This window comes from Streptomyces sp. NPDC051636 (genome assembly GCF_044453765.1).
Classification (GTDB): Bacteria; Actinomycetota; Actinomycetes; order Streptomycetales; family Streptomycetaceae; genus Streptomyces.
In genome coordinates, this window is the sequence record NZ_JBITDA010000021.1 from 22,643 (window position 1) to 46,429 (window position 23,787).

Annotated in this window: 43 protein-coding genes; 39 read left to right on the forward strand and 4 right to left on the reverse strand. The window is 70.3% G+C overall.

Going from position 1 to position 23,787, the window contains the following annotated elements; translation table 11 throughout:
• Nucleotides 1-31: 31 nt before the first annotated feature.
• The 13 genes from ACIBBH_RS29710 (at nucleotide 32) to ACIBBH_RS29770 (ending at nucleotide 6,345) form a co-directional block, all read left to right on the forward strand.
• A complete protein-coding gene (locus ACIBBH_RS29710; RefSeq protein WP_399409822.1) occupies nucleotides 32-391 on the forward strand; it encodes a hypothetical protein in 360 nt (119 codons plus the stop codon).
• Nucleotides 388-771 (forward strand): hypothetical protein, encoded by a 384-nt coding sequence (locus ACIBBH_RS29715; RefSeq protein WP_399409824.1) that lies wholly within the window; start codon nucleotides 388-390, stop codon nucleotides 769-771. The genes ACIBBH_RS29710 and ACIBBH_RS29715 overlap by 4 nt, the downstream gene beginning before the upstream one ends.
• The gene (locus ACIBBH_RS29720) at nucleotides 768-1,052 is read left to right on the forward strand and encodes a hypothetical protein (protein WP_399409826.1); all 285 of its coding nucleotides are present in this window, start codon (nucleotides 768-770) and stop codon (nucleotides 1,050-1,052) included. The genes ACIBBH_RS29715 and ACIBBH_RS29720 overlap by 4 nt, the downstream gene beginning before the upstream one ends.
• Nucleotides 1,049-1,438: a hypothetical protein gene (locus ACIBBH_RS29725; RefSeq protein ID WP_399409828.1), complete on the forward strand. Its 390-nt coding sequence runs from the start codon at nucleotides 1,049-1,051 to the stop codon at nucleotides 1,436-1,438. The genes ACIBBH_RS29720 and ACIBBH_RS29725 overlap by 4 nt, the downstream gene beginning before the upstream one ends.
• Complete coding sequence (locus ACIBBH_RS29730) at nucleotides 1,435-2,124, forward strand: hypothetical protein (protein ID WP_399409830.1); 690 nt, start codon at nucleotides 1,435-1,437, stop codon at nucleotides 2,122-2,124. The genes ACIBBH_RS29725 and ACIBBH_RS29730 overlap by 4 nt, the downstream gene beginning before the upstream one ends.
• On the forward strand, nucleotides 2,121-2,327 hold the full coding sequence (locus tag ACIBBH_RS29735; RefSeq protein ID WP_399409832.1) for a hypothetical protein: 207 nt from the start codon (nucleotides 2,121-2,123) through the stop codon (nucleotides 2,325-2,327). The genes ACIBBH_RS29730 and ACIBBH_RS29735 overlap by 4 nt, the downstream gene beginning before the upstream one ends.
• On the forward strand, nucleotides 2,324-3,379 hold the full coding sequence (locus ACIBBH_RS29740) for a hypothetical protein (RefSeq protein ID WP_399409834.1): 1,056 nt from the start codon (nucleotides 2,324-2,326) through the stop codon (nucleotides 3,377-3,379). The genes ACIBBH_RS29735 and ACIBBH_RS29740 overlap by 4 nt, the downstream gene beginning before the upstream one ends.
• A gap of 70 nt (nucleotides 3,380-3,449) precedes the next feature.
• Nucleotides 3,450-3,980, forward strand: a complete 531-nt coding sequence (locus tag ACIBBH_RS29745) for a hypothetical protein (protein ID WP_399409836.1) — start codon at nucleotides 3,450-3,452, stop codon at nucleotides 3,978-3,980.
• Nucleotides 3,977-4,723 carry an exonuclease domain-containing protein gene (locus tag ACIBBH_RS29750; protein WP_399409837.1) on the forward strand — a complete coding sequence of 249 codons (747 nt, stop codon included), beginning with the start codon at nucleotides 3,977-3,979 and terminating at the stop codon, nucleotides 4,721-4,723. The genes ACIBBH_RS29745 and ACIBBH_RS29750 overlap by 4 nt, the downstream gene beginning before the upstream one ends.
• On the forward strand, nucleotides 4,720-4,989 hold the full coding sequence (locus tag ACIBBH_RS29755) for a hypothetical protein (protein WP_399409839.1): 270 nt from the start codon (nucleotides 4,720-4,722) through the stop codon (nucleotides 4,987-4,989). The genes ACIBBH_RS29750 and ACIBBH_RS29755 overlap by 4 nt, the downstream gene beginning before the upstream one ends.
• Nucleotides 4,986-5,477: a hypothetical protein gene (locus ACIBBH_RS29760; RefSeq protein ID WP_399409841.1), complete on the forward strand. Its 492-nt coding sequence runs from the start codon at nucleotides 4,986-4,988 to the stop codon at nucleotides 5,475-5,477. Before ACIBBH_RS29755 ends, ACIBBH_RS29760 begins: the two co-directional genes overlap by 4 nt.
• Complete coding sequence (locus tag ACIBBH_RS29765; protein WP_399409843.1) at nucleotides 5,474-5,746, forward strand: hypothetical protein; 273 nt, start codon at nucleotides 5,474-5,476, stop codon at nucleotides 5,744-5,746. Before ACIBBH_RS29760 ends, ACIBBH_RS29765 begins: the two co-directional genes overlap by 4 nt.
• Complete coding sequence (locus ACIBBH_RS29770; protein WP_399409845.1) at nucleotides 5,743-6,345, forward strand: WhiB family transcriptional regulator; 603 nt, start codon at nucleotides 5,743-5,745, stop codon at nucleotides 6,343-6,345. Before ACIBBH_RS29765 ends, ACIBBH_RS29770 begins: the two co-directional genes overlap by 4 nt.
• 282 nt (nucleotides 6,346-6,627) lie before the next feature.
• Here ACIBBH_RS29770 and ACIBBH_RS29775 read toward each other — a convergent pair whose 3' ends face one another.
• Nucleotides 6,628-6,837 carry a hypothetical protein gene (locus ACIBBH_RS29775; protein WP_399409847.1) on the reverse strand — a complete coding sequence of 70 codons (210 nt, stop codon included), beginning with the start codon at nucleotides 6,835-6,837 and terminating at the stop codon, nucleotides 6,628-6,630.
• A 222-nt stretch (nucleotides 6,838-7,059) separates the two neighbouring features.
• Between ACIBBH_RS29775 and ACIBBH_RS29780 the strand changes: the two genes are divergently transcribed.
• The 17 genes from ACIBBH_RS29780 (at nucleotide 7,060) to ACIBBH_RS29860 (ending at nucleotide 17,867) form a co-directional block, all read left to right on the forward strand.
• Nucleotides 7,060-7,425, forward strand: coding sequence for a hypothetical protein (locus tag ACIBBH_RS29780; protein ID WP_399409849.1), 366 nt, complete (start codon nucleotides 7,060-7,062; stop codon nucleotides 7,423-7,425).
• Between the two features lie 3 nt (nucleotides 7,426-7,428).
• On the forward strand, nucleotides 7,429-8,238 hold the full coding sequence (locus ACIBBH_RS29785; RefSeq protein WP_399409851.1) for a DUF2303 family protein: 810 nt from the start codon (nucleotides 7,429-7,431) through the stop codon (nucleotides 8,236-8,238).
• A 316-nt stretch (nucleotides 8,239-8,554) separates the two neighbouring features.
• Entirely contained in the window at nucleotides 8,555-10,333 is a 1,779-nt protein-coding gene (locus ACIBBH_RS29790; RefSeq protein ID WP_399409852.1) for an AAA family ATPase, read from the forward strand.
• Nucleotides 10,334-10,345: 12 nt separating this feature from the next.
• Nucleotides 10,346-10,501, forward strand: coding sequence for a hypothetical protein (locus ACIBBH_RS29795; RefSeq protein WP_399409854.1), 156 nt, complete (start codon nucleotides 10,346-10,348; stop codon nucleotides 10,499-10,501).
• 12 nt (nucleotides 10,502-10,513) lie between these two features.
• Entirely contained in the window at nucleotides 10,514-10,894 is a 381-nt protein-coding gene (locus ACIBBH_RS29800; protein ID WP_399409856.1) for a DUF4326 domain-containing protein, read from the forward strand.
• Between the two features lie 39 nt (nucleotides 10,895-10,933).
• Complete coding sequence (locus ACIBBH_RS29805; protein ID WP_399409858.1) at nucleotides 10,934-11,344, forward strand: DUF4326 domain-containing protein; 411 nt, start codon at nucleotides 10,934-10,936, stop codon at nucleotides 11,342-11,344.
• A 45-nt stretch (nucleotides 11,345-11,389) separates the two neighbouring features.
• Nucleotides 11,390-12,196 carry a hypothetical protein gene (locus ACIBBH_RS29810; protein WP_399409860.1) on the forward strand — a complete coding sequence of 269 codons (807 nt, stop codon included), beginning with the start codon at nucleotides 11,390-11,392 and terminating at the stop codon, nucleotides 12,194-12,196.
• Between the two features lie 37 nt (nucleotides 12,197-12,233).
• Nucleotides 12,234-12,728 (forward strand): hypothetical protein, encoded by a 495-nt coding sequence (locus ACIBBH_RS29815; protein WP_399409862.1) that lies wholly within the window; start codon nucleotides 12,234-12,236, stop codon nucleotides 12,726-12,728.
• 31 nt (nucleotides 12,729-12,759) lie between these two features.
• Nucleotides 12,760-13,413, forward strand: a complete 654-nt coding sequence (locus tag ACIBBH_RS29820; RefSeq protein ID WP_399409864.1) for a hypothetical protein — start codon at nucleotides 12,760-12,762, stop codon at nucleotides 13,411-13,413.
• 107 nt (nucleotides 13,414-13,520) lie between these two features.
• The gene (locus ACIBBH_RS29825; protein WP_399409866.1) at nucleotides 13,521-14,312 is read left to right on the forward strand and encodes a DNA-methyltransferase; all 792 of its coding nucleotides are present in this window, start codon (nucleotides 13,521-13,523) and stop codon (nucleotides 14,310-14,312) included.
• Nucleotides 14,313-14,352: 40 nt separating this feature from the next.
• Nucleotides 14,353-15,375 carry a hypothetical protein gene (locus ACIBBH_RS29830; RefSeq protein WP_399409868.1) on the forward strand — a complete coding sequence of 341 codons (1,023 nt, stop codon included), beginning with the start codon at nucleotides 14,353-14,355 and terminating at the stop codon, nucleotides 15,373-15,375.
• Between the two features lie 189 nt (nucleotides 15,376-15,564).
• Nucleotides 15,565-15,816 (forward strand): hypothetical protein, encoded by a 252-nt coding sequence (locus ACIBBH_RS29835; RefSeq protein WP_399409870.1) that lies wholly within the window; start codon nucleotides 15,565-15,567, stop codon nucleotides 15,814-15,816.
• A 92-nt stretch (nucleotides 15,817-15,908) separates the two neighbouring features.
• On the forward strand, nucleotides 15,909-16,118 hold the full coding sequence (locus ACIBBH_RS29840; protein WP_399409872.1) for a hypothetical protein: 210 nt from the start codon (nucleotides 15,909-15,911) through the stop codon (nucleotides 16,116-16,118).
• Entirely contained in the window at nucleotides 16,115-16,282 is a 168-nt protein-coding gene (locus tag ACIBBH_RS29845; RefSeq protein WP_399409874.1) for a hypothetical protein, read from the forward strand. The genes ACIBBH_RS29840 and ACIBBH_RS29845 overlap by 4 nt, the downstream gene beginning before the upstream one ends.
• The gene (locus tag ACIBBH_RS29850; RefSeq protein WP_399409876.1) at nucleotides 16,279-16,980 is read left to right on the forward strand and encodes a hypothetical protein; all 702 of its coding nucleotides are present in this window, start codon (nucleotides 16,279-16,281) and stop codon (nucleotides 16,978-16,980) included. Before ACIBBH_RS29845 ends, ACIBBH_RS29850 begins: the two co-directional genes overlap by 4 nt.
• Nucleotides 16,973-17,323: a thermonuclease family protein gene (locus ACIBBH_RS29855; protein WP_399409878.1), complete on the forward strand. Its 351-nt coding sequence runs from the start codon at nucleotides 16,973-16,975 to the stop codon at nucleotides 17,321-17,323. Before ACIBBH_RS29850 ends, ACIBBH_RS29855 begins: the two co-directional genes overlap by 8 nt.
• A 376-nt stretch (nucleotides 17,324-17,699) precedes the next feature.
• On the forward strand, nucleotides 17,700-17,867 hold the full coding sequence (locus ACIBBH_RS29860) for a hypothetical protein (RefSeq protein ID WP_399409880.1): 168 nt from the start codon (nucleotides 17,700-17,702) through the stop codon (nucleotides 17,865-17,867).
• Here ACIBBH_RS29860 and ACIBBH_RS29865 read toward each other — a convergent pair.
• The 3 genes from ACIBBH_RS29865 to ACIBBH_RS29875 form a co-directional block, all read right to left on the reverse strand.
• Entirely contained in the window at nucleotides 17,864-18,070 is a 207-nt protein-coding gene (locus ACIBBH_RS29865) for a hypothetical protein (RefSeq protein ID WP_399409882.1), read from the reverse strand. The two genes, ACIBBH_RS29860 and ACIBBH_RS29865, sit on opposite strands and share 4 nt — an antisense overlap.
• Before the next feature lie 170 nt (nucleotides 18,071-18,240).
• Nucleotides 18,241-18,639, reverse strand: coding sequence for a DUF6221 family protein (locus ACIBBH_RS29870; protein WP_399409884.1), 399 nt, complete (start codon nucleotides 18,637-18,639; stop codon nucleotides 18,241-18,243).
• Nucleotides 18,632-18,931, reverse strand: coding sequence for a helix-turn-helix domain-containing protein (locus ACIBBH_RS29875; protein ID WP_399409886.1), 300 nt, complete (start codon nucleotides 18,929-18,931; stop codon nucleotides 18,632-18,634). The genes ACIBBH_RS29870 and ACIBBH_RS29875 overlap by 8 nt, the downstream gene beginning before the upstream one ends.
• A 170-nt stretch (nucleotides 18,932-19,101) precedes the next feature.
• Between ACIBBH_RS29875 and ACIBBH_RS29880 the strand changes: the two genes are divergently transcribed.
• From ACIBBH_RS29880 to ACIBBH_RS29920, 9 genes are all read left to right on the forward strand, one after another.
• Complete coding sequence (locus ACIBBH_RS29880) at nucleotides 19,102-19,359, forward strand: hypothetical protein (protein ID WP_399409888.1); 258 nt, start codon at nucleotides 19,102-19,104, stop codon at nucleotides 19,357-19,359.
• Nucleotides 19,356-19,586, forward strand: a complete 231-nt coding sequence (locus tag ACIBBH_RS29885) for a hypothetical protein (protein WP_399409890.1) — start codon at nucleotides 19,356-19,358, stop codon at nucleotides 19,584-19,586. Before ACIBBH_RS29880 ends, ACIBBH_RS29885 begins: the two co-directional genes overlap by 4 nt.
• 130 nt (nucleotides 19,587-19,716) lie before the next feature.
• Complete coding sequence (locus ACIBBH_RS29890; RefSeq protein ID WP_399409892.1) at nucleotides 19,717-19,896, forward strand: hypothetical protein; 180 nt, start codon at nucleotides 19,717-19,719, stop codon at nucleotides 19,894-19,896.
• A 254-nt stretch (nucleotides 19,897-20,150) separates the two neighbouring features.
• Nucleotides 20,151-21,005: a protein transporter Sec31 gene (locus tag ACIBBH_RS29895; protein WP_399409894.1), complete on the forward strand. Its 855-nt coding sequence runs from the start codon at nucleotides 20,151-20,153 to the stop codon at nucleotides 21,003-21,005.
• Nucleotides 21,005-21,664 (forward strand): hypothetical protein, encoded by a 660-nt coding sequence (locus ACIBBH_RS29900; protein ID WP_399409896.1) that lies wholly within the window; start codon nucleotides 21,005-21,007, stop codon nucleotides 21,662-21,664. The genes ACIBBH_RS29895 and ACIBBH_RS29900 overlap by 1 nt, the downstream gene beginning before the upstream one ends.
• Nucleotides 21,661-22,173, forward strand: coding sequence for a hypothetical protein (locus ACIBBH_RS29905; protein WP_399409898.1), 513 nt, complete (start codon nucleotides 21,661-21,663; stop codon nucleotides 22,171-22,173). The genes ACIBBH_RS29900 and ACIBBH_RS29905 overlap by 4 nt, the downstream gene beginning before the upstream one ends.
• Nucleotides 22,170-22,772: a hypothetical protein gene (locus ACIBBH_RS29910; protein ID WP_399409899.1), complete on the forward strand. Its 603-nt coding sequence runs from the start codon at nucleotides 22,170-22,172 to the stop codon at nucleotides 22,770-22,772. The genes ACIBBH_RS29905 and ACIBBH_RS29910 overlap by 4 nt, the downstream gene beginning before the upstream one ends.
• A 135-nt stretch (nucleotides 22,773-22,907) precedes the next feature.
• Entirely contained in the window at nucleotides 22,908-23,054 is a 147-nt protein-coding gene (locus ACIBBH_RS29915; RefSeq protein WP_399409901.1) for a hypothetical protein, read from the forward strand.
• Nucleotides 23,055-23,208: 154 nt separating this feature from the next.
• Nucleotides 23,209-23,754, forward strand: coding sequence for a hypothetical protein (locus ACIBBH_RS29920; protein WP_399409903.1), 546 nt, complete (start codon nucleotides 23,209-23,211; stop codon nucleotides 23,752-23,754).
• Nucleotides 23,755-23,787: the final 33 nt, after the last annotated feature.

The following is a 23,787-nucleotide window of genomic DNA, read 5'->3' on the forward strand; positions in this document are numbered from 1 at the left end:
GATCTCTACAACTCAGGAAGAGAGGCCTCCGATGGCCACAGAGACTACCCAACTCGCCCCCCTCGCCCGAATCGAGCCCACTCCGCGGACGCTGGGCACACAAGCACAGGCGCTGCTCGCCGCGACGCTGCTCGCCGAGGCCTTCCCACAGTTCGCCGGCGCGTACCTCACCTTCCACCCGCACTTCCCGAACGAGGTGAGTGTGCAGGCCGCGTCGCTGGCCGAGGTCGAGACCTGGCGCGAGGCGCTCGGGGCGGACCCCGAGGCCGTGCGGTCGCAGTCGATCGGCCGCGACGTAGAGCTGTTCTTCGAGGTGCCGAAGTTCGGTGCGTTGGTGCGTGTCTACGCGATCCAGCAGGTGGCCGCGCAGCCTGAGCAGGTGGCGGCATGAACACGAAGGCACTCGTATCGCTGGCGGATTTGATCTGCCGGGCGCAGGGGCAGGACCGGACGCCGATGGGGATCGCGTTCGCGATCGACGCGGCAGGCCGGCACATGTCGCCTGAGACGGCTGACGAGTTGGAGCGGCTGCGGGTTGAGGTGGCCGCGCTTCGTGAGGAGCGGCACTCGACCAACGAGTCCCTTGACGACGCAGTGCAGGCGCTGCGGGCGGCTCAGAAACGGATCGTCGGACTGGAGCAGCGGGCCGCGGGTGAGCCGCTGCCAGTGATGGTGTCGCCGCGGGAGCCGGTGGAGGACCTGTACGACTACCAGCGGCGCCACCCGTATCGGCTGGGTCGGGATCTGCCGCCGCTGGACGGTGTCCAGTGAGCGCGCACAGCCCCGCCGAGTGGGTGGCGTTCCTGTCGCTCGGTGTCGGCGGCTATGCGGCGCTGAGCGTCCCGTACTTCCTGCTCGTCGACGCCGACCTCGCGGACTTCGACCCGCGCCCGGCCATGTCGCGGCTGGTGGAGTCCGGCCGTCTGGACCCGCTGCTGGTGGCCGTGGCCAACGTCTGGCATGACGTCCGCCTGTCCCTGCGTGAGGCCGCTGTGTCGGCTGCCGCGCTCCTCATGCTCCTCTCTCCCGCCTCCCCGGAAGGTGCGCGATGAACCGCATCCGCCTGTACCTGCACCGCCTGTTCCGCCGCCCGGTCATCACCGACCCGATGCGGATCTACACCCGCCGCCTCCCGGACGGCGTTGCGCTGGACATGGAGGAGTACTTCGCGTACGTCGTCGCGACGATCGCGGACGACGAGGAACTCCTCGCCCAGTTCCTGGAGCTGGTTGACGATCGGGCCAGTGCCCGCGAGCACAAGCACGACGGTTGGGAGCCGGAGCGTCTCCTGATGGAGAAGCTCGCCACCGGCGTCGGCTGCGAGGTGCGAGTGCGGGGGAAGGCGCTGGCGCAACTCGCGGACCGGCTGCGGGCGGCGGTCCCGGCCCGGGCGGCTGTGGTTCCGGCGCAGCGCCGCGAGGGCGGTGCTGCCGCATGAGGCCCGACCAGCACACCGAGTACATCGTGCAGTGCATCCGCGAGAGCGGGTCCATGTACTACGAGGACGATGCCCGGAGTTTCCTGGCTGAGCACGACGCGCATATCCGTGCCGAGGCGCTGGCCGAAGCCCGCACGGCGGCCGCTGCCGAGCAACTCGTCGACGACACCGACCACCCAGGTGATCAGGGCTACAGGCAGGCCATCGACGACGTCGTCTCCGCGCTCACGCAACTGGCGGAAGGTGACGGCCGCGAGGTCACGCCGCTGGTCGTGTCCCGGTTCGACGTGGCGATGGAGCACGCCCCGGAGGAGACGCCGGGTCTGACGGTCGGTGGGATCGCTGAGGACGGGCGCCCGGTGGCGCTGGTCTTCGACGAGGAGACCCGCGCGAAGGTGGCGGGTTGGCTCGCGCCGACGGCCGACGCTGCTTCCGAGCTGACCGTCTACCGGGCGTCGCACGACTCGATCGTGATGGGCCTGTACACCACGGCCGCCGAGGCAAGGAAGCACTGCGAGACCGAGCTGCGCCGCGAATGGCCGAATAGCCTCCTCGACTGGATCGAGGACGAGGAGGACGGCGGCGCCGAGCTGGTCGCCGAGTCCGCCGATGGCGAGACCGAGACCGGCTACATCGTGACCGCGCTGACCGTCGCCTCCGCCTACGACGAGGAGGACGACGAATGAGCCTCCGCTACCGCCTCGCGGTCGCCGCCCACACGGTCACGGTCGTCGCCATCGCGAGCCTCGCCGTCCTTGTCGCTGACCTCCTCCCCATCACCAACCCGGCCACCGCATGGTCGCTCGACGTCACCTGCGGCTTGTTCGCCGGGCTCGGCGCATCCACCTGGCTGCCCTGCCCCTGCCACCGAAAGGACCACCGCTCATGACCGAGATCGTCAAGTACCAACCCGCCACGCCAGCGACCCTGCCCGAGAAGATGCAGTACGCGAAGGCGCTTGCCGAGTCCGGCATGCTGCCCGGCCAGTACCGCAAGCAGCCCGCGAACCTGCTGTACGCCCTGGAGTACGCCGAGTCGCTGGGCCTGCACCCGATGGCCGCGATCACCGGTATCCACGTCATCGAGGGCAAGCCGTCCGCGTCGGCCGCGCTGATCTCCGCGCTGGTGCGGCGCGCTGGCCACAAGCTGCGGGTCCGCGGCAACGACCAGGAAGCCGTCGCGCAGATCATCCGCGCCGACGACCCGGACTACACGTTCGAGGCACGGTGGACGATGGCCCGCGCCGAGCAGGCGGGCCTCGCACGGAAGGCGGTGTGGAAGAACTACCCGGCCGCGATGCTCAAGGCCCGCGCGATCACCGAGGTGGCCCGCGACGCCTGTGAAGAGGCCCTGTCCGGGATGCACTACACGCCGGAGGAGCTCGGGGCGAACGTCAACGCCGACGGCGAGATCGTCGAGGCCGAGGTCCAGCAACTGCGCCGCGTGCAGCAGGGCGAGCAGGACCCCTGGGCGGCCCCCGCGCCTCAGCCGAAGGGCACGCTCGTCGTGGACCCCGAGTGCATCGTCACGCACCCAGAAGGCCAGGCCATCGTCGACGCAGCCGCCAAGGCCACGCACCGGGCTGAGGTGAAGGAACGGTGGGCCGAGGCCAAGGACGCTGAGTTGCTTCACGCGGTCATCAAGGCGCCGGACACCGGCGAGTGGGAGATGGTGCGGGAGTACCTGTCCCGACTCGGCAAGGCACTCCCCGAGGGAGCGCCCCCCGCGACCGCCGAGGACGAGGTCACGGACGCGGAGGTCGTCGCTGAGGGCGAGACCGACGCGGACATCGCCGAACGAGAGCTGCGCGCCGCCGCTGCGAACGCCGGGCTCGACAACCTCGACGAGGAGTTCGAGCAGAGCTACGGCCTGCCCATCCGCGAGGCCGGCGCCCAGCAGATGCGCGAGATGACCGCCCTGCTGAACGGCACCGCCGCCTGACCGTCCACCGCACACACGGGGTCCCTGCCCGACGCAAACAGGCAGGGGCCCCGCCCTCAAGGAGTAGCACATGAACCTGAAGGAAGCAGCAGCGCGCGAGGCCGCGTTGAAGACGCTCCTCGACACCGTCAAGGACGCCTACGACGACGCCCGCAAGGTGACCCGCACCGCGCTTGAAGCCGCCGCCGAGGAGACGGGCGTCCGCCAGGTCGCGGTGTCTCTGCCGGACGGCCCGGACATCGCCACCGTCAGCCTCTCCTCCGGCGAAGCCGCGGCGAAGGTCGTGGACGAGGAGACGTTCAAGGCCTGGGTCCTCGCCAACTACAGCAGCGAGATCGAGCGCCGCTTCGTCACCAGCGTGCGGCAGGCCTTCGTCGACCGGCTGTTGAAGGAGATGACCGCGGCCGGCGCCACCGAGTACGCCGACCCGGAGACGGGCGTCATCCACGAGGTGCCGGGCGTCGCAATCGCCCCCGCCCGGGCGCGAACCCACAACGTCCGCTTCAAGAAGGACGGCCGCGCACAGGTCATGCAGGCCTGGCGCGAGGGCCGTCTCACCGCCGCCGTACTGCCCGAACTCACCGCCGGAGGCTCCGAATGACCGCCCCCGTACAGCCCGACCTGACCGGGCATGTCGAACTCCCCTGGCACCGCGGGCCGCTGGCCAGCTTCGACACGGAGACCTCCGGCCTCAACATCGCCACCGACCGGATCGTCACGGCCGCCCTGGTCCGCCCGAACGGGCAGGTGCTGGAGTGGCTGTCCGACCTCGACGGCGCCGAGATTCCTACGGCCGCCTCCGACATCCACGGCGTGACCACCGAGCACGCCCACGCCCATGGCCGACCTGCGAAGCAGGTGATCGAGGAGATCGCCGACGCGCTGGCAGGTGAGCTGTCGGCCGGCCGGGCCGCGCTGATCGTGATGAACGCGCCATTCGACCTCAGCCTGCTGGACGCCGAGTGCGTGCGACACGGCGTGCCCACGGTCGCCGACCGGATCGGCGCGGTGCAGCCGATCGTGGACCCCCTCGTCCTGGACCGGGCGGCCGACAAGTTCCGCAAGGGGCGCCGGAACCTGGGCTCTCTGGCCGCGCACTACGGCGTGGCGTTGACGGACGCGCACCAGGCGCACGCTGACGCGCTCGCCGCGCTCGACGTGGCCCGCGCGATCGCCGAGAAGTACCCGGACCTCCAGGTTCCCGCACGGGTGCTGCATGGCTGGCAGGTGACCATGCACGAGCGGTGGGCCACGAACTACCAGGGGTTGCTCCGTCGGTCTGGGAAGCCGGACGCGGTCGTGGATGGGGCGTGGCCGCTGCGCCCGGTCGGGGGTGCGTCGTGAGCGCCTATCTGACGGCTTTGGCTGGGGCGATGACCGCGGTGGGTGTCGGCGCGGTCGCGATGGGCCGCTCCTGGCCGGGCACGACCGGCCGGCACCGGGCAGGCGATCCGGCCCCGACCCCGCTGCTCCGCCCGGTCGAGGCCCTCGACCGGTTCGAGGCCCGCTGCCCGGTCGAGCTCCGCACCACCCTGCACGTCCGGTTCCGGACGGGCGGCGTGCAGTGCCTCGACTGCCGCACCACCATCATCGAGGGGGACCGCACGTGAGCACCTTGTTCGAGATCACCCCGCAGGTTCCGGCCGCCCCCACGGCGGCCGGGCCCCGGCCCTACACCATCACCCTCCCCGCGGGCATGAAGCTGCTGAACGCCAACCAGCGCATGCACCACAAGCCCAAGGCCAAGCTGACCGCAGCAATCCGTGACGCCGCGATGGAAGCAGTCAGCGACAACCCGGCGCTCATGGACGCGCTCGCCGCGGCGAAGCCCGGCCCGCTGTACCAGCGCGCGCACATCCTCGGCATCCTTCGCCCCGCCACCGCCCGCCGCGCCGACCCGGCGAACTGGTACCCGTCGTTCAAGGCTGCCGTGGACGGACTCGTGGACGCGGGCCTGTTCGACGACGACGACCACACCCGCGTGGTCGGACCGGACATGCGGCTCGGGGAGAAGACGAAGGGCGGTCAACTCGTTCTCGTCGTCCACGGGCTCGCCGCGGGTGAGGACCCGCTCGGCTACGAGGCGGTGGCCCGGTGAGCACCGCTACTGCCGTCCTGATCACCGCCGCCGTCCTCGCGTTCAGCCTGCCCGCCGCCTACTGGCAGATCCGCCGCGCGCAACGGCACGAGTCCGTACGAGACCGGATCATCCGCGAGTCCTGCGAATACGCGGGCCTCGCCGCCCAGGTCGACGACCTCGAACTCTGCTGGGACCTGCCCGCCTACCAGCGGCCCGACCCCGACCTCGATGCCGGATGCGACCGGCTCTGGGACGCCATCCGAGACCACAGAGAGGACCAGCCGTGAACCACTACACCGGATCCGTCCCCGACAACCGCCGCCGCAAGCCCGACTGGCGCGACAACGCCGCCTGCCGCGCCGCCGACATCCACCCCGACACCATGTTCCCCGACAGCGACAAGGACCGCATCGACGACGCCCGCACCATCTGCTGGAAGTGCCCGGTACGCCTGGTCTGCCTGCGGGACGCCATCAACACCGGTGACAACCAGTGGGGCATGCGCGGCGGCCTGCTGCCGGAGGAGCGCCGCGCGGTGAAGAAGGAACTCAACCGCCGCCACAAGGCCGCCGAGGCGCAGCAGACGGGAGCCCCGGCCAAGGCCACCGCCCCGCCCCGGACGTCGTACCCCAGTCTCCGCAACCTCTTCGACGCCCACACCAAACGCATCATCCACGGCCACCTCGCCTGGACCGGCCCGGAACGGCCGTCGTTCAAGGGCCGCTCCTACAAGCCGAAGCAGATCGCATTCATCCTCGACCGCGGCCGGCCACCCGTCGGGCGGGTGCTGACGACGTGCAGCCTCAGCGGGTGCGTGATGCCATCCCATATCGCGGACGACTCCGAGCGGATGCCGCGCACCGGTACCGCTAAGGCCGCAGCGTGACCGGCAGCCCGTGGCTCGGCGGCGTGCAGGTGCGGCGCCTGGAGAAGGGCCATACCCCGGTCGCCGACTTTCTGTGCACCGCGTGCTGGCACCACCGGCGAACCTCAGGCCGAGACAAGGTCACCGACTTCCTCCGCTCGAACCCCACGCACGAACACCGAATCCAGTGCCCAGGTCGTACCTGACCCGCCAGCTGGCGGCCGCGGCTTCCCCCGCGGCCGCCACCCCGGACAGCACAAAGCCCCACCGAAGCGGGGCTCGAAGACGAGAGGAGGAACGGTGTCAGGACTCGGAGTCGCGCAGGCCGTCAAGCCGGCGCTGAAGCGCGCTCTGCCGGGCCTGCTGCTTGCGCCAGGCGGCGACGCGCGAGTGGACGTGACGACGGATGTCATCGGCGCGGGAGGTCCCCTCCGCCTCGCACAGTTGCCCGTACGCCGTCCACACCTCGTCATCGATGCGGACCATGCGGCCGGGCGTGCCCTTCGTCGTCATGTCGACAGAGTAGCTGACCGGTCAGCGGCAATACACCCCCGGTCGTCCGCGCGTATGCCGTATGTATTGCGGGTGACTATACACCCCGGGGTAGAATCTGACGCAGAGGAGCAGGCGATCAAGCCTCCCTGCACTGGTGGTTCGTCACGCGCGTCGCGATCACCACCGCATGTGCAACACCTCAACCGCCACACCCAACGACCAGCAGAAAGGCACTGCCGAATGACCGTCCAGCCCGACACCGGCGAGATCCAGCAGGCACCCGTCGCCGCATTCCTCGCCAGCCACCTCAACGGCCGCACCGAGGAAGAACTGAGCGCCGAGTTCCACACCCTCCTCGACGCCGTCCGCGCCCACGGCAAAAAGGGCTCCATGACGATCACCATCGTCGTCGAGCCCCCCGCCAACGGCGTCGAGTCCGCACCCCTGCCCATCGGCGTCGAGTCCGCCGTCAAGGCGCCGAAGCCCACCCCGGTGAAGTCCCTGTACTTCCTCGACGACGACGGCATGCCCGTCCGCGAGGACCCCCGCCAACTCTCCATGGACTTCCGCACCGCACCCGCCAACAACACCTTCAAGGACGCCTGATCCATGACCAACACCGACAACGCGCAGGTCATCGTCGACACCGCGCTCCGCACCGCACCTCCCGCCGAACTCACCCCCGGCAAGGTGTACGCCTTCCACACCGCCACCGGCGTCCACCAGGTCGACCTCACCAGCGACGAGTACAAGGACCAGCCCACCCGGAAGACCGGCACCACCACCGTCCGGGACGCCGAGTCCTTCCTCGCCTACTGGACCAAGCACAGCGACAGCGACAGCGAGGTGTACGCCGACGCCGAACGCCTCACCGTCACCGCCGTCCTCGACGCCAACACCGCCGACATTGCCCGCTGGGCCGGCCACCGCCTCCACCTCGCACTGCGCCCCACCACCGCATGGCAGCAGTGGATCCAGCAGGACGGCCAACTGATGCGGCAGGAAGAGTTCGCCGAGTTCCTCGAAGACCACCTCCCGGAACTGCTGGAGCCGTCCTCCGCGGAAATGCTGGAGATCGCCCAGTCCTTCCAGGCCGCCGTCAAGGTCGACTTCCAGTCCGCCAGCCGACTCTCCTCCGGACAGCGGCAGTTCCAGTACGTCGAAACCGTCCAGTCCAAGGCCGGGCAGAAGGGACAGCTCACCGTCCCCGAGGCCTTCACGATCGGGCTGGTGCCGTTCGAGGGCTCGGAGGGCTACAAGCTCACCGCCCGCCTCCGTCACCGCATCGGGCAGAACGGGCTGCAACTCGGCTACAAGCTGGAACGGCCCGACGAGGTCCGCAAGACCGCGTTCGCGGACGTGGTCAAGGCGATCGGCGAGCAGATCGACACCGCGGTCATGAACGGAATCCCGGCCTGATGAGCGGGCGCGCGAGCAGGCAGGGCGGCGACGGCTCCCGCTGCCCTGCCTGCTCCGCGCCCATCCTCACCCAGTGGGTCGGCCACGTCGCTGCAATCAAAGCCAGCGTCGACCTCCCACCCGCCGACGAGCCCCACCCCTACTGGCCGGCCGCCATCGCCAGCACACCAGACAACCCCGTGTGGTGCCTGCCCCGCCAACGCTTCCGCCCCCTCCGGCTCCGCTGGACCGACAGCAGGCACCCGCCGGACTGCCCGCACCAGCACCTCATATCGCACCAGTGCCCGACGACAACGCTCTTCTGAGGAGACCGCCCGTGGAGAACGTCCGCCACATGAGCCCGCGCGACACGGCGGACCAGGACGGCCTCATCCGCGCCAGCCCCCACGACGCCGAAGCAGAGAACTACGTCGGCGGCGTCATCATGCACGACCGCACCGCCTACCTTGAGTGCGCGCAGATCATCGACCGCGACGACATCTACCAGCCCGGCGTCCGCCTCATCTGGGACGTCGTCGGCGGCATGGTCGCCGAGAACAAGCAGCTCCATCCCGTCACCGTCCGCGCCGAGATTGAGAAGCTCAAGCGGATCCGTGAAGTCGACGGCGGCAACCTCCTCGTCAAGCTCGGCGCGCAGACCATCTCCGGCAGCATGGCCGCCGCGTTCGCCGAGCGGATCGCCGAGGTCGCGGTCGTCCGCCGCCACGACGAGCACGCCAACCGCATCAAGACGGCCATCGCCGCGGGCGCCACCGGTGAGGAACTCGACAAGCTCGATGCCGAGCACCGGGCCTACGAAGAGCGCCGCGCCGCCTTCGGTAGCGGCCCCTCCCACCTGACGAGTGCGTTCGTCGACTGGGACCCGTTCTTCGCCACCAACTTCGGGCAAGTCGAACTCCTCCCCGGCAAACTCCTCGCGCCCGGCCAGCAGATCACCATCGTCGGCGACGGCAAAGCCGGAAAGTCTCTCCTCGTACAGGAGTGGCTGTGGCGCATGGCCACCGGGCAATCCTTCCTCGGCGACCGTCCCCAACCGCCCGTCTCCGTGCTGTACGTGGACGCCGAGAACGGCCACCAGGACATCCAGGAACGGTTCCTGTCCTACGGCGGCGGGCCCGGCCGCATGGGACTCCTCACCTACGCCTCGTTCCCGCCGATCCGCCCCCTCGACACCGCGGGCGGCGGCGCGGACCTCATGCAGATGGTCAAAGAAGTGGAAGCCCAAGTCGTCTGCCTCGACACCGTCTCCCGATTCATCTCGGGACCCGAGAACGACGCCGACACCTGGCTGTCCCTCTACCGGCACACCCTCCTGCCGCTGAAACGCGCCGGCATTGCCTCCGTCCGCCTGGACCACATGGGCAAGGACGGCGAGCGCGGCGCCCGCGGCTCCTCCGCCAAGACCCAGGACGTTGACCACGTGTGGGAGTTGCGGGCGCAGGGAGGTGGGACGCTGCTGCTGAAGCGCACCCACACCCGTACCGGGATCGGCCCAGACGCGTTCGTCATCGTCCGGCAGGCGCAGAAGGACGGCAACAGCTACCGGCCCGGCTGCACCCGCCACGTCCTCATGGACTACGACCACATGGAGCAGGCCGCCGAGGGCACCGTCGAGTGGCTCGTCCAGCGGATTGACGACCTCGGCCTGCCGAACGACGCCGGGAATCCGCGGACGATCGCGGCTCTCGCGCACGCCCAAATCAAGATCGGCAAAGACAAGATCGCCGCCGCCGTCAGGATGCGGAAAAACCGGGACAACTTGGGTTCCCCGGATACCTTCCCCGAGACCTTCCCCGACGGGGTTCCCCGGGAAGGTTCCCCGGGAACCCCCCGGGAATCTGAAAAACCGCAGGTCAACCATTCCCCGGGAACCTCACGGGAACCTTCCCCCGGCCCAGGTTCCCCCCCTTCCCCCCCTCTAGGAGAGGGGAAGGGGAAGGGAACACCCGCCGCAGACCCCTCACAAACACCCCTCTGCACCGTCTGCGAGACCCCCCTCACCGGCTACCGACTCGACCGCGGCTACGACACCCACCTCGGCTGCGAACCCGAATCAGGAAGCCACCCACCCGAGGCACCCCACGACGCGGCCTGACAGGAGCCCACCGTGACCGACACCTGCCCCAACTGCTGCCGCCCCGGCGTCCAGCCCCGCGCCGAACGCACCGACGACACCCAGAACCGCAGCGCCTACCGCTGCCCCGACTGCGGCCACGCCTGGATCACCAGCCGCCTCCGCTCCGCCTACCGCACCGCCGCCTGAAAGGACCCGACCATGACCACCCGTCAACTCGCCCTCGACACCCAGCCCCGCCGCCTCCAGCGCAAACGCACCAAAGGCTGGCGCGCACCCGCCGACGCCAAATACGTCGGCCGCGGCACCCCCTGGGGCAACCCCTACGCCATCAAGCAATGCGGCCCCACCCACGCCGTCATCGACACCCGCACCAACGGCGTCATCTTCGGCAGCAAAGACCAGACCGAAGCCCACCGCGTCGCCGTCACCTGGTACCGCGCCTGGCTCACCAGCCAGCCCGACCTCCACGCCGCCGCCCGCCAACAGCTCGCCGGCCGCGACCTCCTCTGCTGGTGTCCACCCGAACTCTCCTGCCACGCAGACGTCCTGCTGGAGCTCGCCAACCACCCCGCCGCCTGACCCCGCCGCACCACTGCCATCGCACCGAAAGGACCCGAAATGCCCACCCGCATCCAACGCCGCCGCACCAAGGGATGGCGCAAGCCCGAAGGCGCCGTCTACGTCGGCCGCGGCACCCGATGGGGCAACCCCTGCACCCAAGTCCGCATGCCCGCCCTCGACGGCTCCGAGTGGGAACACGAAGGCCGCCTCGGCAAGACCTCCGGCCAGCGGCACGCCTTCGTCCACCCCGACAAGACCGTCACGTGGCACCTCGTGCAGGACGCCACCCGGGAACAGGCCGTCGCCATGTACCGCCGCTGGCTCGCCGGGCGGCCCAGCCTGGTCGAGGCCGCGCGCGAGCAGCTCGCAGGACGGGACCTCATGTGCTGGTGCCCGCCCGACGAGCCGTGCCATGCCGACGTGCTGCTGGCCGTCGCGGCCGGTGCGGACCCGCAGCCCGTCTCCTGAGCCTGTCCCCGCCCCACCCCAACCACACCCACGAAAGGACCCGACATGGCCAGCACCCAGCACGTGGTGATGTGGTCCGGAGGGATCACCTCCTGGGCCACCGCCCGCCAGGTCATCGCCGAACACGGCGCGGCCAGCGTCACGCTGCTGTTCGCCGACACCAACGCCGAGGACAAAGGGCTCCACGCGTTCAACGACGCGGCCAGCGCTCAGCTCGACATTCCGATCACCCGCGTCGCCGACGCGCAGGAACGAGACCCGTGGCAGGTGTTCGAGGACAAGCGCTGGCTCGGCAACACCCGGATCGCACAGTGCTCACTGGAGCTGAAGCTCAGGCCCTGCGAAATCTGGCTCGCCGCCAACCCTGAGCTGACGTTCGACAACACGACGCTGTACGTCGGGATCGACTGGACCGAGACCGAGCGCCTGCCCGCCATCGTCAAGGGCTGGGCCCCGTGGACGGTGGACGCGCCACTGACCCGGCCGCCGTACTTCGACAAGCGGCAGCTCCTCACCGAAGCCCGCGACGCCGGTCTGCCCGTGCCGCGCTTGTACGAGCTCGGGTTCGCGCACAACAACTGCGGCGGCGCCTGCGTCAAGGGCGGCCAAGCCCAGTGGATACGGCTGCTGAGGGTCTTCCCCGCCAGGTACGCCCGTGCCGAGCGCGCCGAGGCGAAGATGCGCGCGCTGCTCGGCAAGGACGTGGCGATCCTCCGGGACCGCACCGGCGGGGAGACGAAGCCGCTCACGCTGGCCGCTCTCCGGCAGCGCATCGAGGAGCAGCCCGACCAGCTCGACCTGTTCGACGAAGGCGGCTGCGGCTGCTTCACCGACCTCGCCCCCGCCGCCTGACCCCCGCCCCCCGCCCCGTCACCCCTTGGAGCCCGCCATGACCCCGCCCACCGACCAGCCCCTCGACCTCGACGAGATCCTCGGCCGCGCCGGCCACCTGTACGAGTACGTCCATCAGTCGGACGAAGCCGACGTCCTCGCCGGGACCGACGTGCCGCAGCTGGCCGAGGAGATCCGCCGCCTCCGCGCCGAACTCGCCGAGGCCCGCGAGCGGCTCGCCGCCTACGGCACCCCCCTCATCGGCGGCGTCCCGCTGCCTCCGACAGACCCCACCTACGAGCGGATGGAAGCCAAGCGAATGGAACTGACCGAGGGGTTCACGGACCAGGAATGGGCCGTCGGCCGTGTGCTCTGCCCCGCGGCGTTCAAGTGCACCAAGCACCCACTGACGCTCTTCGTGCCGCTGAAGAACGGGTGCCTGCCCCTGCACCGCAACGACCTGAACATCGCCTGCTCGGGTTCGCACAAGAAGCCCGACATGCCGCCGCTGCAGCTGCGCACCGCCGCCGTGTCTGCCGCCGCCCGGCCGTGACCACACCCACACCAACCACCAGGAGCAGCGCATGACCGCAACCACCGCCGTAGCCCACGGCTACACCATGCGGGACCTCGACGCATTCGCCCGCGCCGTCGTCATGAACAACCGCACCTGGTGGCCCGCAGGCGACCGCGACGACCTCTACTCCGCCGCCTGGCACGGCATCGTCGAACACCTCTGCACCACCGACGAACCGCCCAGCCGACGCGACCTCCTTGAGGCCGGCCGCCAAGCCCTGGTGCAGGACGTGAAGGCTGCGATGCGCCACCACGGCGCCCGCCGCGACACCAGCAACAACGGCGCCCGATACGCCGCGTACTGGGAATGGGCCGGCCGCGCCACGCCCAGCCCCGAGGCCGGGATCATCGAGCGGATCGCCCTGGAGCAGATTCTGGACTCGCTCACCCCGCGCCAGCGCGAAGCCTTCACGGCGCTTGCTGCGACAGGCGACTACCTGGAGGCGGCCAACCTGCTCGACATCGAGGCCCAAACGTTCCGGTCCCTGATCGGCCGTGCGCGCGGAGCGTTCCGCGGGCTGTGGCACGAAGGGGAGACCGCGTCGTCGCACTGGGGCTGTGACCGGCGGGCCGGCGCCGTGCGCGGGACGGTCGGCAAGGGCGAGTCGGCTGTCTACAACCTCCGGCGTCGTCAACGCGCCGCCAGCAAGAACGCCGCATGACCCGCACTGCAAGGCCTGGGCGCGCCGTTACCGCGCCCAGGCCGGCGCCAGCCTCCCACATCCCGCCCTGCGACACCCGCCCACCCCGAACCGCTGGAAGGACCACCGTGACCGCGCCCGCCCTGGACCTCGCCCTCACACCGCCACCCGGCGGCGAAATCCTCCACCACACCGACCGCGCCACGATCATCTGGGGCGACTGCCGCGACCCACAGATCATCGGCACCGTCCCCAACTGGTACGGGCTGCTGTGCACCGATCCGCCCTACGGCATGCGCTACAACTCCGGCCGCTCCAGCACCTTCACCGAGATCCCCGGCGACGACGGATCCGTCGACTGGCCCGCCGTCCTCGGCCAGTGGGTCGGCCCGGAGGGAACCTTCAACGGCGGACTCGCCCCGTCCCGGCACGTGTACGTCTTCGGCTACCGGCCCGAGACTCTGGCCGGCCCGCTACGCCTCGGCGGAACCACCGAGTTGGTCTGGGACAAGCTCGACATCGGCAGCGGTGATCTCACGTCCCCGTGGGGGCCGGGCCACGAGCCGATCACCTACGGCGTCCACGTCAAGCGGGCCAGCGACCGGCAGAAGGGGGCCGGGAATTTGTCGGCCCGTCTGCGTCGCGGCTCGATCCTCCGCTACCAGCGGCCGGGTAGGAGTGCTGCGACCCGCCACTCGAATGAGAAGCCGGTTCCGCTGATGGCCGATCTGATCGAGTCGTCCACGGTCCGCGGTGACCTCGTGGTCGACCCGTGCGCCGGCTCGGGATCCACCGGCGTGGCCGCGGTCCTTGAGGGTCGCCGCTGCTTCCTCGTCGAGATCAACCGTGCGGATGCCGAGCTGTGCGTGCGCCGGGTGAAGGCCGCTGAGGCCATCGCCGACCAGATGCTCGCCGCCTGACCGCCCGTCCGCCTGCCCGCACCAGCCACCAGGAGAAGCCGTGACCGAACCGACCGAGCAGTGCACCGCGTACATCGTCAACGAGCACAGTGGTGGCACCCATCGCTGCATCCGCGAGGCCGGCCACACAGGCGGCGAGTGGGGCGAGGATCACTGTGGCCCCGTTGACGACCGCGGGGTGCGGTACTGCTGGGGCGACAACGCCATCGGTGCCGTCCCGCACAAGCCCGACGACCCCGCCGTCTCGTCTGCTGGCCCGGCGCCCGCCACCGACCGGAACACGCTGCGGGAGCAGGTCGTCGCCGCCATCAAGGCCTCTCCGTTTGAGGAACTCCGCAGCGTCGACCACGCCCCCAACGGGCCGCTGCAGATCACGGTGAAGGTCGACGATCTCGCGGACGTGTTGGTGCGTCGCCTCACCGACGCCGTGCTGCCCGCGCCCACAGACCAGACAGCCGTCCTGCGTGACGCTGCCGACCGCATCGACGCGACCCGAGCGCCATTCCCCATCGCCGTTCAGAACGGGATCACGTGGGCCACGGCCGAGCTGCGTCGTCTGGCTGGCGAGGCGCAGCAGGACGAGACGCGGCGCTGTGTCTGTGGCGAGCCCGAGACGCCCAGCACCGTGCACCGCACTGACGGACCCTGCTACGCCAGCGAGGCGCAGCAAGAGCCGTGCGGACGGCCCTCGGCGATCCCGACCCCGTGCTCGGCAGGCGACTGGTGCTGCGAGGGCCCCCGCGAGGCGCAGCAGGACCCGACACAGGACGGCCGGACCACGCTCCCGTGCAACTGGGCCAGGACCCAGCAGCCACACGCACAGCACAACTGGGAGCCGCAGCCGGGCATGGACCCGGTGCACTGCCCCGGACACCCCGTCAAGCAGCCGCCGATGGACCCGGTGCACATCCTCGGCATCGGAGCCGACGCCGCCGTGGCGCGGCCCGGCCAGCCCGAGACGCACTCCTGCCGCAACTGCGAGGGCATCGACCCCGACACCTGCCTGATGAACCCCGACCGCCCCCGGGTGATCCGGTCCGGCCAGCCCGAGACGGACACCTGACCCCACGGCCCGCGTCGGGCGCACAACCGCCATCCACGGCCCTGTGCGCCCATCTGCCGCCCCAACCCGAACTTGCCGTTTTCCGCACTCATAGCGAGCGCCAGACGGCCTAACCCCCTCACGCGGCTCCCCCGCCGCCTCGAACCCCCAGAGCGCCAGCCACAGCCCCACCCAGAGAGGACACCCGAAATGCACTCCCACGCCGAATGCGGCAAGACCTGGACCGGCCTCCGCCGCGCCCACTGCCCCGCCTGCCACGAGACCTTCAACAGCGACAGCGCCGCCGACAAGCACCGAGTCGGCAAGTTCGGAGACGACCGCCGCTGCCTCCCGCCCACCGAAGCCGGACTCGTCGCCACTGAACAGCCGTGGGGAACCTGCTGGCAAGCACCCGGCAGCGACCTCCGGTTCAGCGACCACGAGGCCACCGAAGCGGCCTAGCGGATGCATTGCGGGCCGCCGCGGGGAGTACGGCGGTCCGCCCGCCCCAGAGCCTCACAGAGGCGTGCAGCCCCGCACCGACAGGAGACCCCATGCCCGACGACCTGAACCCCGGCCCCCACCTCGTCTACCGGAGCACCCGCGACCTCGACGGCACCCGCACGCACTACCTCATCGACATGGCGGCCCCGGAAGACCCACGAGAGCGCGCCATCTGCCGCGCCCTGCTACAGCACGCCCTCTCCCTACTCGACGCCACCGAACCCGCCCGACGCACAGCCGTGCGAGGTGAGCAGCCGTGACCGGCCCCAGCAGCAGCCCCCGCGGCGAGCACACGCCCCGGCCAGGCGTCACCTGGCAGACCCGCATCGTCGAGCAGCTCGTTGACGACACCGCACCCGACCCCAAGCCGAACCGGGCCACCCGACGCGCCCTCGCCCGCACCCGCAGGAAGAAGAAGCCATGACAGACCAGCACGCCGACTTTGAGCCCAACGAGGACAGCAAGGCCAGCCCCAAAGCCGCCTCAAACGCCGAGCTCCGCACGCGCATCGCCCACGCAATCCACCGGTACGACAACCGTCACGCCCTGTCCGGCAACGACATCCCCAGCAAGCACCACTATGGCGAAGCCGACTTTGTCCTCGCCGAGCTGCGGACCGAGTTGGACACGCTCGCCGCGCTCCGCCAGGTCTCCCGCGGCTACTGCCCCACCTGCGGACGCGGCGACGCCGCACCCACCGTCGAAGACTGGGAGCAGCAGCGCGACCGAGCCGACCAACTCGCCCGCATCCTCGCCGTCGTCCTCGCCGAATTCCGGCCCACACCCGGCACCCGGCAAGCCACCGCCGTCATCGACACCGACACCCTCCACCGCTGGCACACCGCACTCGACCAACCGACGACAGCGGCAACAACCTGCAGCGAGCACGACGGCCCCTGCTTCCCCGACCCCACCGCGAAGTGCCCAGCCCACGGCGACCACCAATGCGCCGCCTGCCATCGCAACCCCAGCAGCTGCAACGACCGCGATTACGTCGAATGCGGCTACTGGTCCAGCACTGGAATGCACTGGGATACCTGCTCCAACCGGATACGCGGCCCGCTCACACCCGACACGGCAGCGACCCAAGCGACCGTCCACCAGGAGCCGCCCCGTGTATGAGTACCAGGCCCGCCTCGTCCGCCCCATCGACGCCGACACGTGGATCCTGCATGTGGATTTGGGCATGCACGTGTGGCAGCACGACGTCCGTATCCGCGCCGCCGGCCTCAACGCCCCCGAACTGTCCACGCCCGAGGGGAGCGCCGCACTCGCCTGGGTCATCGACTGGTTCGGCCAGCACTGCCCCGACGGGCTCCTCACCGTCCGCACCCAGCGCGACCGCAACGACAACTACGGCAGGCTCCTCGGCACCATCACCGCACCCGACGGCGCCGTGCTGAACACCGAACTCCTCACCACCGGACACGCCGCACCATGGCCACGCGCAACAGCCCCCGCTTGACGCCCGTGGCATCCTGACAGTGGGACGTCCGTCTGCGCGTGGGAAACCCGAGCACCCGAGAACCAGTCGGCCCAAAGCCGGACGACCACCAGCTGTACCGCCCCGATCGAGGGCGGCCAGAGGCGACGGCCCCTTGGGGCGCGACGGCCAACCCCCGAGCGCCCCGCCCGAACTGAACCGGACGGGGTGCTCGCGCGTTCCCGGGCAGCACGCGGCCCGCCGTACCCGAAGGCGCGGCGGGCCAGTGAGGGCGCCCCCCTTTTGTGCAGCCCCGACGCTACGCCCCGCCCGGCCGGAACGGTAGATGTATGCGCCCTTGACGCACGTCATGCCCGGGCGCACCCTGAACCCTCACCCCCAGGGGAGGGAACCAGCCATGGCCGAAAGCAGCGAATACCGCGTCGCCTCCTCCGACTACAACGGAGACACCCGCTACATCGTCAGCGTGAAACGCACCCCTGAAACCGACGCCATGACCGACGAGGAACTGATCGCCCGATTCCGCCAGGGCATCCGAGAGCACGAGGAGCAGCAAGACGGCTAGTGCACCCAGTCGTCCGGCCCGCCGCCCCGCCATACGATCCAGCCCGCGGCGGCCACGTCCAGGTCGTCGATGCCGTCCAGGCCGGCCGTCTGCAGGAACGCGGCCACGTCCTCCAGCCGGAATGCCCGACCCAAGATCACCCCGCCCACGCGGACACGCCGGCCGCCGTCCTCGTCGGGCGGGTACACGATCACCGTGGGCATAAGCCCAGCCTGCCAGCGGGCTGGGGCAGCGGCATCCCGACAGCGGCTTGACGGGCGTGTGACCATGGTCGTGCTGGCCGTCGCAATGCTGCTGCCGACAGACCAGCGCTGCTACAGCAAGAACGCCCCCGCCGAAGTAGACGACGGGGGCGCAGCTGCGTACAGGACGGCTACGGACGCCACTCCTCGCGGTAGCCGGGCCGGTCCGCGTAGGACAGCGCGAGCAGGCGCAGCGTCTTGCACGGGTAGTACGGGTAATTTCCCTCTGGCTCGCAGGTGGCGCAGTAGTCCTGCATCTCCTGAGGGTCCTCGATCTCCTTGTGTAGGGCGACCAGCTGCCGCTTGGCGTCGATCTCCCGCAGCACCCGCTCCGGATCGTGCGCCATCATGTGGTTCGCGATCGTGCGGTCACCGACGTAGAACTCATCGCCGCCCACGTCGATCGTGGCGGACGCGATCAGCTCCCACGACAGCTTGTTGTCTGAGCCGTCCCACGTTGTCGCCCGCGCGGTCCGCTCGTCCTCGTCGATCTGCTCGCCGAGCCACCGCAAAAAAACCAGCTCATCCATCCGACGCCTCCGGCTTCTCCGACTTGGCCCGCGTACCCCACGGGCCTGAGTGCCCGCGCACGATGTCCTGCACCGTGCCAAGCGAGACGTCCAGCGCGGCAGCGATCTTCCGGAACGAGACCTTCTCCTCTCGCATCTTGAGCACGATCTCCCGCCGCTCCTCCCGGAGCTCAGGCTCCTTCTCCGTCTGCGCCTTCAGAAGCTCACTGATGGCCCGCGCCCTTCGCGCCGGGTCCTCGATAGCGCGCACTGCGTTCATGGCGTCGACCACCCTCTGAACCTCCTCGATCACACCCGGCCTCATCTCGTTCGGGCGGGCTGCTTCCCCTCAGCGTATGGCATGCCATACAGTGGCGGAAGCAGCCCAACGCTGCTGATGCAAAAGCCCCCGGCCCGGCGCTGGAACGCCATATGGGCCGGGGGCGGACCCACCCACAACCGTGACGAAGGAGCAGGTCCGCCATGGAGCGTACCGACCAAACCCAAACGCAGCCCACCCCTGCCACGCAGCCCGTGCCCTACTACTGGATCGCCACCATCGGCATCCGAGGACAACAACTCACCCGCGACGCCACGATCGACGTCACGCCCGGCATTCACACCCGCATGGACATCACCCGGTCCGTCATGGACTTCCTGCGCGAGCAGCACGGCGAGTTCGTCCTCCTCGCCTTCTCCCTGGAGCGGAACGACCTCAGCGCCCCGGCGGTGACCGCATGAGCCAGCCCGGCATCCTCCGCCACCAACTCATCACCATGGCCGAACTCCTCGACCACAACCCCGAGCACCCGGCCAGCCTGCCGCTCACCACCGACGAACGCGTCGCCCTCGCCAACGACATCACCAGCGGCGACCGCCACTTCCTCGACCTCCTCCCGCGCATCACCCAGCCGACCACCCGCGGCGACTACGCGAACCGCCTCCGCCAGATCGCAGGTGCGGCATGAGCTACCAAGGACCCACCTGCGGCTCCTGCGGCGGCCAAGGCGGCCACCCCGAAACCACCCCGAACCCCGACGGCAGCCAGACCACCGTCTTCCGCACCTGCGGCACCTGCAGTGGACGAGGGCACGCCTGATGGGCTTCCTCGACAAGCTGCTCGGCAACGACCGCGAACGCGCCGCCAAGTACGCCGGCCGCGAGTCCGCCACCGAACGGGCCGCCCGCAAGCGTCGCGAAGGCCACCGCCGATCCATCGCCAAGGCCGCCACCCAAGGGCAGCTCTGGGAGCAGCAAGACCGCCGCCGCTACCGCTAACCCACCCAGACCGCCGCGCGGCGGTAACCCGATCCCCTCGTCCCGCCGCGCGGCAGCCGTCCCTCCCGCACCCGTTCCCCCACGGCCGGGAGGGACGGCACCCACACCCCAGACAGGAGCCACCCATGAACACCGCGTACATCATCTGCATCGCCATCGCAGGCATCGCCGGAATCACCGCCGGCATCGGCCCCAACATCCGCGCCTGGGCCCGCAACCACTAACCCCGCCCAGCCCGCTCCCGGAGGAGCACCGTGAAGACCCGCCGCATCACCCGCGAGCGCCTCGTCCCCCACACCATGGACGGTAGGACCCGCATGGTCCCCGACGAGGAAACCATCGAGGTCCCCCTGCCGCCCCGGGACTGGGACCAGATCGGCCTCAACGTCGTCACCGCCATCGTCGCCCTCGCCCTCCTCGGGTGCGTCGGCTTCTCCACCGCCTCCATCGGTGACCTCCTCAACCGCGTCACCCCGGCCGCCGCCGCATACGGCGCCGCTGCGCTGTTCGACCTCGTCTGGATCGGCTGCACGATCATCGAGTGGCTCGGCCGGTACACCCCCGACCGCGTGAGGAAGGCCCGCGTCGGCGGATACCTGTCGCTGGCCGTGGCCATGGGCGCAGTCGCCGCGCACGGCTGGATCTTCGGGAACGCCGCCACCGGCCTCGTCGGTGCCGCCGTGTCCGGTCTTGCGAAGGGGCTGTGGGCTGTTGTCCTCGACTACCAGGCCGTGCCGCTCGGCAAGCGTGACGCCGCGTTCCTTCAGCAGGAACTCGCCGAAGCCGCCGTCGAGCTGTCCCGCGTGCCCGTCCGGCGCCGAGTGAACCGAGCCCGCGCACTCGCAGAAGCCGAGCGGATCGCCCTCGAAGCGGACCGCGGATCCGCCGATCCGGACCGTCCGGACGAGTCCGCGGACGATCCGGACGCCGACGTACTCGCGATCCGACCCGGCGCTGTGAGCACGAAGGACGCCGTCCGGATCGCCTGGGACAGCGGAATCCGTGATGACGGCGAAGCAGTCCGCTACGTCGCCAAGGCCACAGGCAAGGCCCCGTCCCCGGACACCGTCGCCCGTTACATGCGGCTGCTGCGGAAGGTGGCCGGCTGATGGGCGCGCAGCCGTCGCCCGACGGTGACGAACTGCGCGCCCGCCACCACCTCCGCCGCCTCGGCGCCCGCCCCCTCGGCCACCAGGAGCCCACCGTGTCCATCCCCGAACCCCGCCGCCCCGTCACCCCCACCCGCGTCATCCCCGCCGGCACCCCGCTCCCCGCCCGGCTCCCCGAGCCCGGCGAGGCCCCGCCATGGCGGACACCACCCCCGCCCCCGCCACCGCCCGCGGATTCGGGTCCGCTGCCCGTCCCACCGGCTCCGGAGCCGCGGACCGTCGAAGTCCGGCACGTCCACGAGATCGTCCTGACCAGCCCGGACCCCGATCCGGAGCCCGGTCCGCGCCTGTGGGAACGCGCGTGGGATGCGCTGGTCACCTGGCGGATGATCGTCGCGATCATCGTCGCGTTCCTGCCCTGGGCGAACGGCCGCAGCCCGGTCGGGATCTGGGGCCACACCGTCCACCAGGCCCGTACCGAAGCCGGTATCGGCGCCGCCTACGTCATCGCCGGCGTGGCGCTCGCCGCCGCCTGGGGCCTGGACCGGCACACCGGCCGGGCCGTGCCGCGGTTCCTTCTCGTCACCGCGCTGGTCGGCGGCCTCGGCGTCCTCAACTGGTTCGACCCGATCCTGGCCCTTACCGGAGTCCACCGATGAACGGCACCACCACCCTCACCCTCGGCGGCCTCCTCGCCGCCCTCCTCATCCTGACCGCGAACCTGTACCCCTGGTACACCGGCGGCCGGGAAATGAAGCAACTCACCATGTTCGGCAAAGGCTTCGCCGCCGCCGCCTGCGCCGCCGCCTGCCCGGGCGGCCTCCTCGGCTGGGCCCACGCCCACACCGGGTCTGTCGCCAACGGGACAGGCGAGCGCGCAGGCGCCAACGCCGCAGGCGTGACCGCCGGGAACAGCCTGACCACCGGTCAGCTCACCGGCCTCGGCGCGACCGGCGCCGTCATCGCTGTCCTGGCCGTGTTCCTCGTCTTCCTCTCCTACAAATCCGCAGGTAAGAAGGACAAACGGCGGATCGTTGGCGGCTTCTTCGTCGGATCGGATCTGCTACTCACCGCGGGTGTCGCAGGTGCCCTGTCGTGGCTGCCCGGCGCGCTCAATGGGGTCGGGGACGGGGTAGTCGCCGCGGTGCAAGGGTCGGGGATCCTGTGAGCCGTCTCGCCCGCCCGGCCGCCCGGCTCGCCGCCGGGTCCGCGGCCGTCAGCCGCCGCCTGGGCGCGCGCCTGGCGGCCTGGGTCGCGCGCGGCCGACGCCACGACCTGACCGGCTGGCGTGCCACCCTCGGCTGCTGGCTCCGCCTCTCCGCCCTCACTTTCGGCCTGTACCTGCTGTGGCGGCTGGTCCGGGCTGTACCCAACCTACTGTGGCTCCTCAGCACTGTATGGCTGATCGCTTCCTGGCGGGCCGGACGGGCCAGCATCGAGGCGGGTGACGAGGAGGTTCCCGAGCAGCCCGAAGGGCACTCCCCGGACGACGTCCGCGCGGCCACCCTCGACTGGATTCGGCAGCGCATCGGCGACGCCCAAGGCGTGCACCTCCGAGACCTCCTCGCGCACGCCCAAACTCACGGCATGTTCGAGGACCTGGATGTGGCCACATTCCGGGCCCATCTGGAGCGCTGGGGGATCCCCGTCGACCGCAACGTGAAGGTGGGCGGGATCCCGACTTGGGGGGTGCGCCGGAGGGATCTCGAAGCCCCTTCCCCGGCCGCCGCCCAAGAGCCGTCTACCGAGGCGTCTACCGCCGCCTGACCTGCACGTCTACCGGCTCATCTACCGCCATCTACCCGGCATCTACCGGGCCATCTACCCCGGGGCGGCCGTCCGCCTGGCAGCTAGCCGGCCGCCCCGGTCCCCATCCCTCACACGAGACAGGAGACCGCCATCATGGCACTCGGATTCAAGAAGCCCATCAAGGACGACGACCCCCGCTTGCAGGGGCATGAGACGACGTACCGGTCGTCACGAGGCGGCTGGGTGAGGCCGGAACAGAAGCCGATCCCGGGCAAGCGGAAGAGCAGTGGCAAGAGCTGACCGCCTGCCACACTGGATCCGAGGCCCCGCCGCGCATTCCCCCGTCGTGGCGGGGCTTTCCCCTGTCCGGGTTACAGAACGGGCACACCGGCTACACGCGGCAGCCATCGAGGCGGATGATGCACGGCATTGCACCACTGCCCTTGGGGGGACCATGAGCACCACACCGCCACCGCCCGCCTTCCCACCGCCCGCCCCACCGAAGAAGAACCGCACCAACGCGATCATCATCGGCTCAGCCACCGCCGTAATCGCCGCTGTCATCACGACCGGCATCGTGGTCGTGCAGTCCAGTCACAACGACAGCAAGCCGGCCACCACCGCGACCGCGTCGAAAGCCTCAGGCGAGGAGGACGCCGATACCGCTGCCGCGGAGGAGACAGAGCCGACGTACGAGGACGTCACCGTCGACAGTTTCACGATCAAGCTGAAGACGACGAAGCGGCAGTGCTTCGGGTCCGCGGGCTGCAACATGACGGTGGAGCCCGACCTGACGTTCCTGGGTGACAGCACGGCTGTTGACCCGGATGCGGTGTACGAGATCACGTACGAGATTCACGGGGATGAGTCGGGTGCGGTGATCGAGACGGCTGAGTTGTCGGACCAGACGAGTCTGAACTACACGCCGACTGTGATTAGTACGGCGTCGTCGGGTACGAAGGTGTCGGTGAAGATCACAGGCGTGACGGTGCAGGGGTAGGCCGGGCGTACTGCGGCCCCGCTCGTTTCCGGG

What these genes read in the sequence shown, in the direction of transcription:
- ACIBBH_RS29710 (WP_399409822.1), top strand. Translation starts at nt 32, where the DNA reads ATGGCCACAGAGACTACCCAACTCGCCCCCCTCGCCCGAATCGAGCCC.
- ACIBBH_RS29715 (WP_399409824.1), top strand. Translation starts at nt 388, where the DNA reads ATGAACACGAAGGCACTCGTATCGCTGGCGGATTTGATCTGCCGGGCG.
- ACIBBH_RS29725 (WP_399409828.1), top strand. Translation starts at nt 1,049, where the DNA reads ATGAACCGCATCCGCCTGTACCTGCACCGCCTGTTCCGCCGCCCGGTC.
- ACIBBH_RS29730 (WP_399409830.1), top strand. Translation starts at nt 1,435, where the DNA reads ATGAGGCCCGACCAGCACACCGAGTACATCGTGCAGTGCATCCGCGAG.
- ACIBBH_RS29735 (WP_399409832.1), top strand. Translation starts at nt 2,121, where the DNA reads ATGAGCCTCCGCTACCGCCTCGCGGTCGCCGCCCACACGGTCACGGTC.
- ACIBBH_RS29740 (WP_399409834.1), top strand. Translation starts at nt 2,324, where the DNA reads ATGACCGAGATCGTCAAGTACCAACCCGCCACGCCAGCGACCCTGCCC.
- ACIBBH_RS29745 (WP_399409836.1), top strand. Translation starts at nt 3,450, where the DNA reads ATGAACCTGAAGGAAGCAGCAGCGCGCGAGGCCGCGTTGAAGACGCTC.
- ACIBBH_RS29750 (WP_399409837.1), top strand. Translation starts at nt 3,977, where the DNA reads ATGACCGCCCCCGTACAGCCCGACCTGACCGGGCATGTCGAACTCCCC.
- ACIBBH_RS29775 (WP_399409847.1), bottom strand. Translation starts at nt 6,837, where the DNA reads ATGACGACGAAGGGCACGCCCGGCCGCATGGTCCGCATCGATGACGAG.
- ACIBBH_RS29780 (WP_399409849.1), top strand. Translation starts at nt 7,060, where the DNA reads ATGACCGTCCAGCCCGACACCGGCGAGATCCAGCAGGCACCCGTCGCC.
- ACIBBH_RS29785 (WP_399409851.1), top strand. Translation starts at nt 7,429, where the DNA reads ATGACCAACACCGACAACGCGCAGGTCATCGTCGACACCGCGCTCCGC.
- ACIBBH_RS29800 (WP_399409856.1), top strand. Translation starts at nt 10,514, where the DNA reads ATGACCACCCGTCAACTCGCCCTCGACACCCAGCCCCGCCGCCTCCAG.
- ACIBBH_RS29805 (WP_399409858.1), top strand. Translation starts at nt 10,934, where the DNA reads ATGCCCACCCGCATCCAACGCCGCCGCACCAAGGGATGGCGCAAGCCC.
- ACIBBH_RS29810 (WP_399409860.1), top strand. Translation starts at nt 11,390, where the DNA reads ATGGCCAGCACCCAGCACGTGGTGATGTGGTCCGGAGGGATCACCTCC.
- ACIBBH_RS29815 (WP_399409862.1), top strand. Translation starts at nt 12,234, where the DNA reads ATGACCCCGCCCACCGACCAGCCCCTCGACCTCGACGAGATCCTCGGC.
- ACIBBH_RS29820 (WP_399409864.1), top strand. Translation starts at nt 12,760, where the DNA reads ATGACCGCAACCACCGCCGTAGCCCACGGCTACACCATGCGGGACCTC.
- ACIBBH_RS29835 (WP_399409870.1), top strand. Translation starts at nt 15,565, where the DNA reads ATGCACTCCCACGCCGAATGCGGCAAGACCTGGACCGGCCTCCGCCGC.
- ACIBBH_RS29840 (WP_399409872.1), top strand. Translation starts at nt 15,909, where the DNA reads ATGCCCGACGACCTGAACCCCGGCCCCCACCTCGTCTACCGGAGCACC.
- ACIBBH_RS29850 (WP_399409876.1), top strand. Translation starts at nt 16,279, where the DNA reads ATGACAGACCAGCACGCCGACTTTGAGCCCAACGAGGACAGCAAGGCC.
- ACIBBH_RS29860 (WP_399409880.1), top strand. Translation starts at nt 17,700, where the DNA reads ATGGCCGAAAGCAGCGAATACCGCGTCGCCTCCTCCGACTACAACGGA.
- ACIBBH_RS29865 (WP_399409882.1), bottom strand. Translation starts at nt 18,070, where the DNA reads ATGCCCACGGTGATCGTGTACCCGCCCGACGAGGACGGCGGCCGGCGT.
- ACIBBH_RS29870 (WP_399409884.1), bottom strand. Translation starts at nt 18,639, where the DNA reads ATGGATGAGCTGGTTTTTTTGCGGTGGCTCGGCGAGCAGATCGACGAG.
- ACIBBH_RS29880 (WP_399409888.1), top strand. Translation starts at nt 19,102, where the DNA reads ATGGAGCGTACCGACCAAACCCAAACGCAGCCCACCCCTGCCACGCAG.
- ACIBBH_RS29885 (WP_399409890.1), top strand. Translation starts at nt 19,356, where the DNA reads ATGAGCCAGCCCGGCATCCTCCGCCACCAACTCATCACCATGGCCGAA.
- ACIBBH_RS29890 (WP_399409892.1), top strand. Translation starts at nt 19,717, where the DNA reads ATGGGCTTCCTCGACAAGCTGCTCGGCAACGACCGCGAACGCGCCGCC.
- ACIBBH_RS29900 (WP_399409896.1), top strand. Translation starts at nt 21,005, where the DNA reads ATGGGCGCGCAGCCGTCGCCCGACGGTGACGAACTGCGCGCCCGCCAC.
- ACIBBH_RS29905 (WP_399409898.1), top strand. Translation starts at nt 21,661, where the DNA reads ATGAACGGCACCACCACCCTCACCCTCGGCGGCCTCCTCGCCGCCCTC.
- ACIBBH_RS29915 (WP_399409901.1), top strand. Translation starts at nt 22,908, where the DNA reads ATGGCACTCGGATTCAAGAAGCCCATCAAGGACGACGACCCCCGCTTG.
- ACIBBH_RS29920 (WP_399409903.1), top strand. Translation starts at nt 23,209, where the DNA reads ATGAGCACCACACCGCCACCGCCCGCCTTCCCACCGCCCGCCCCACCG.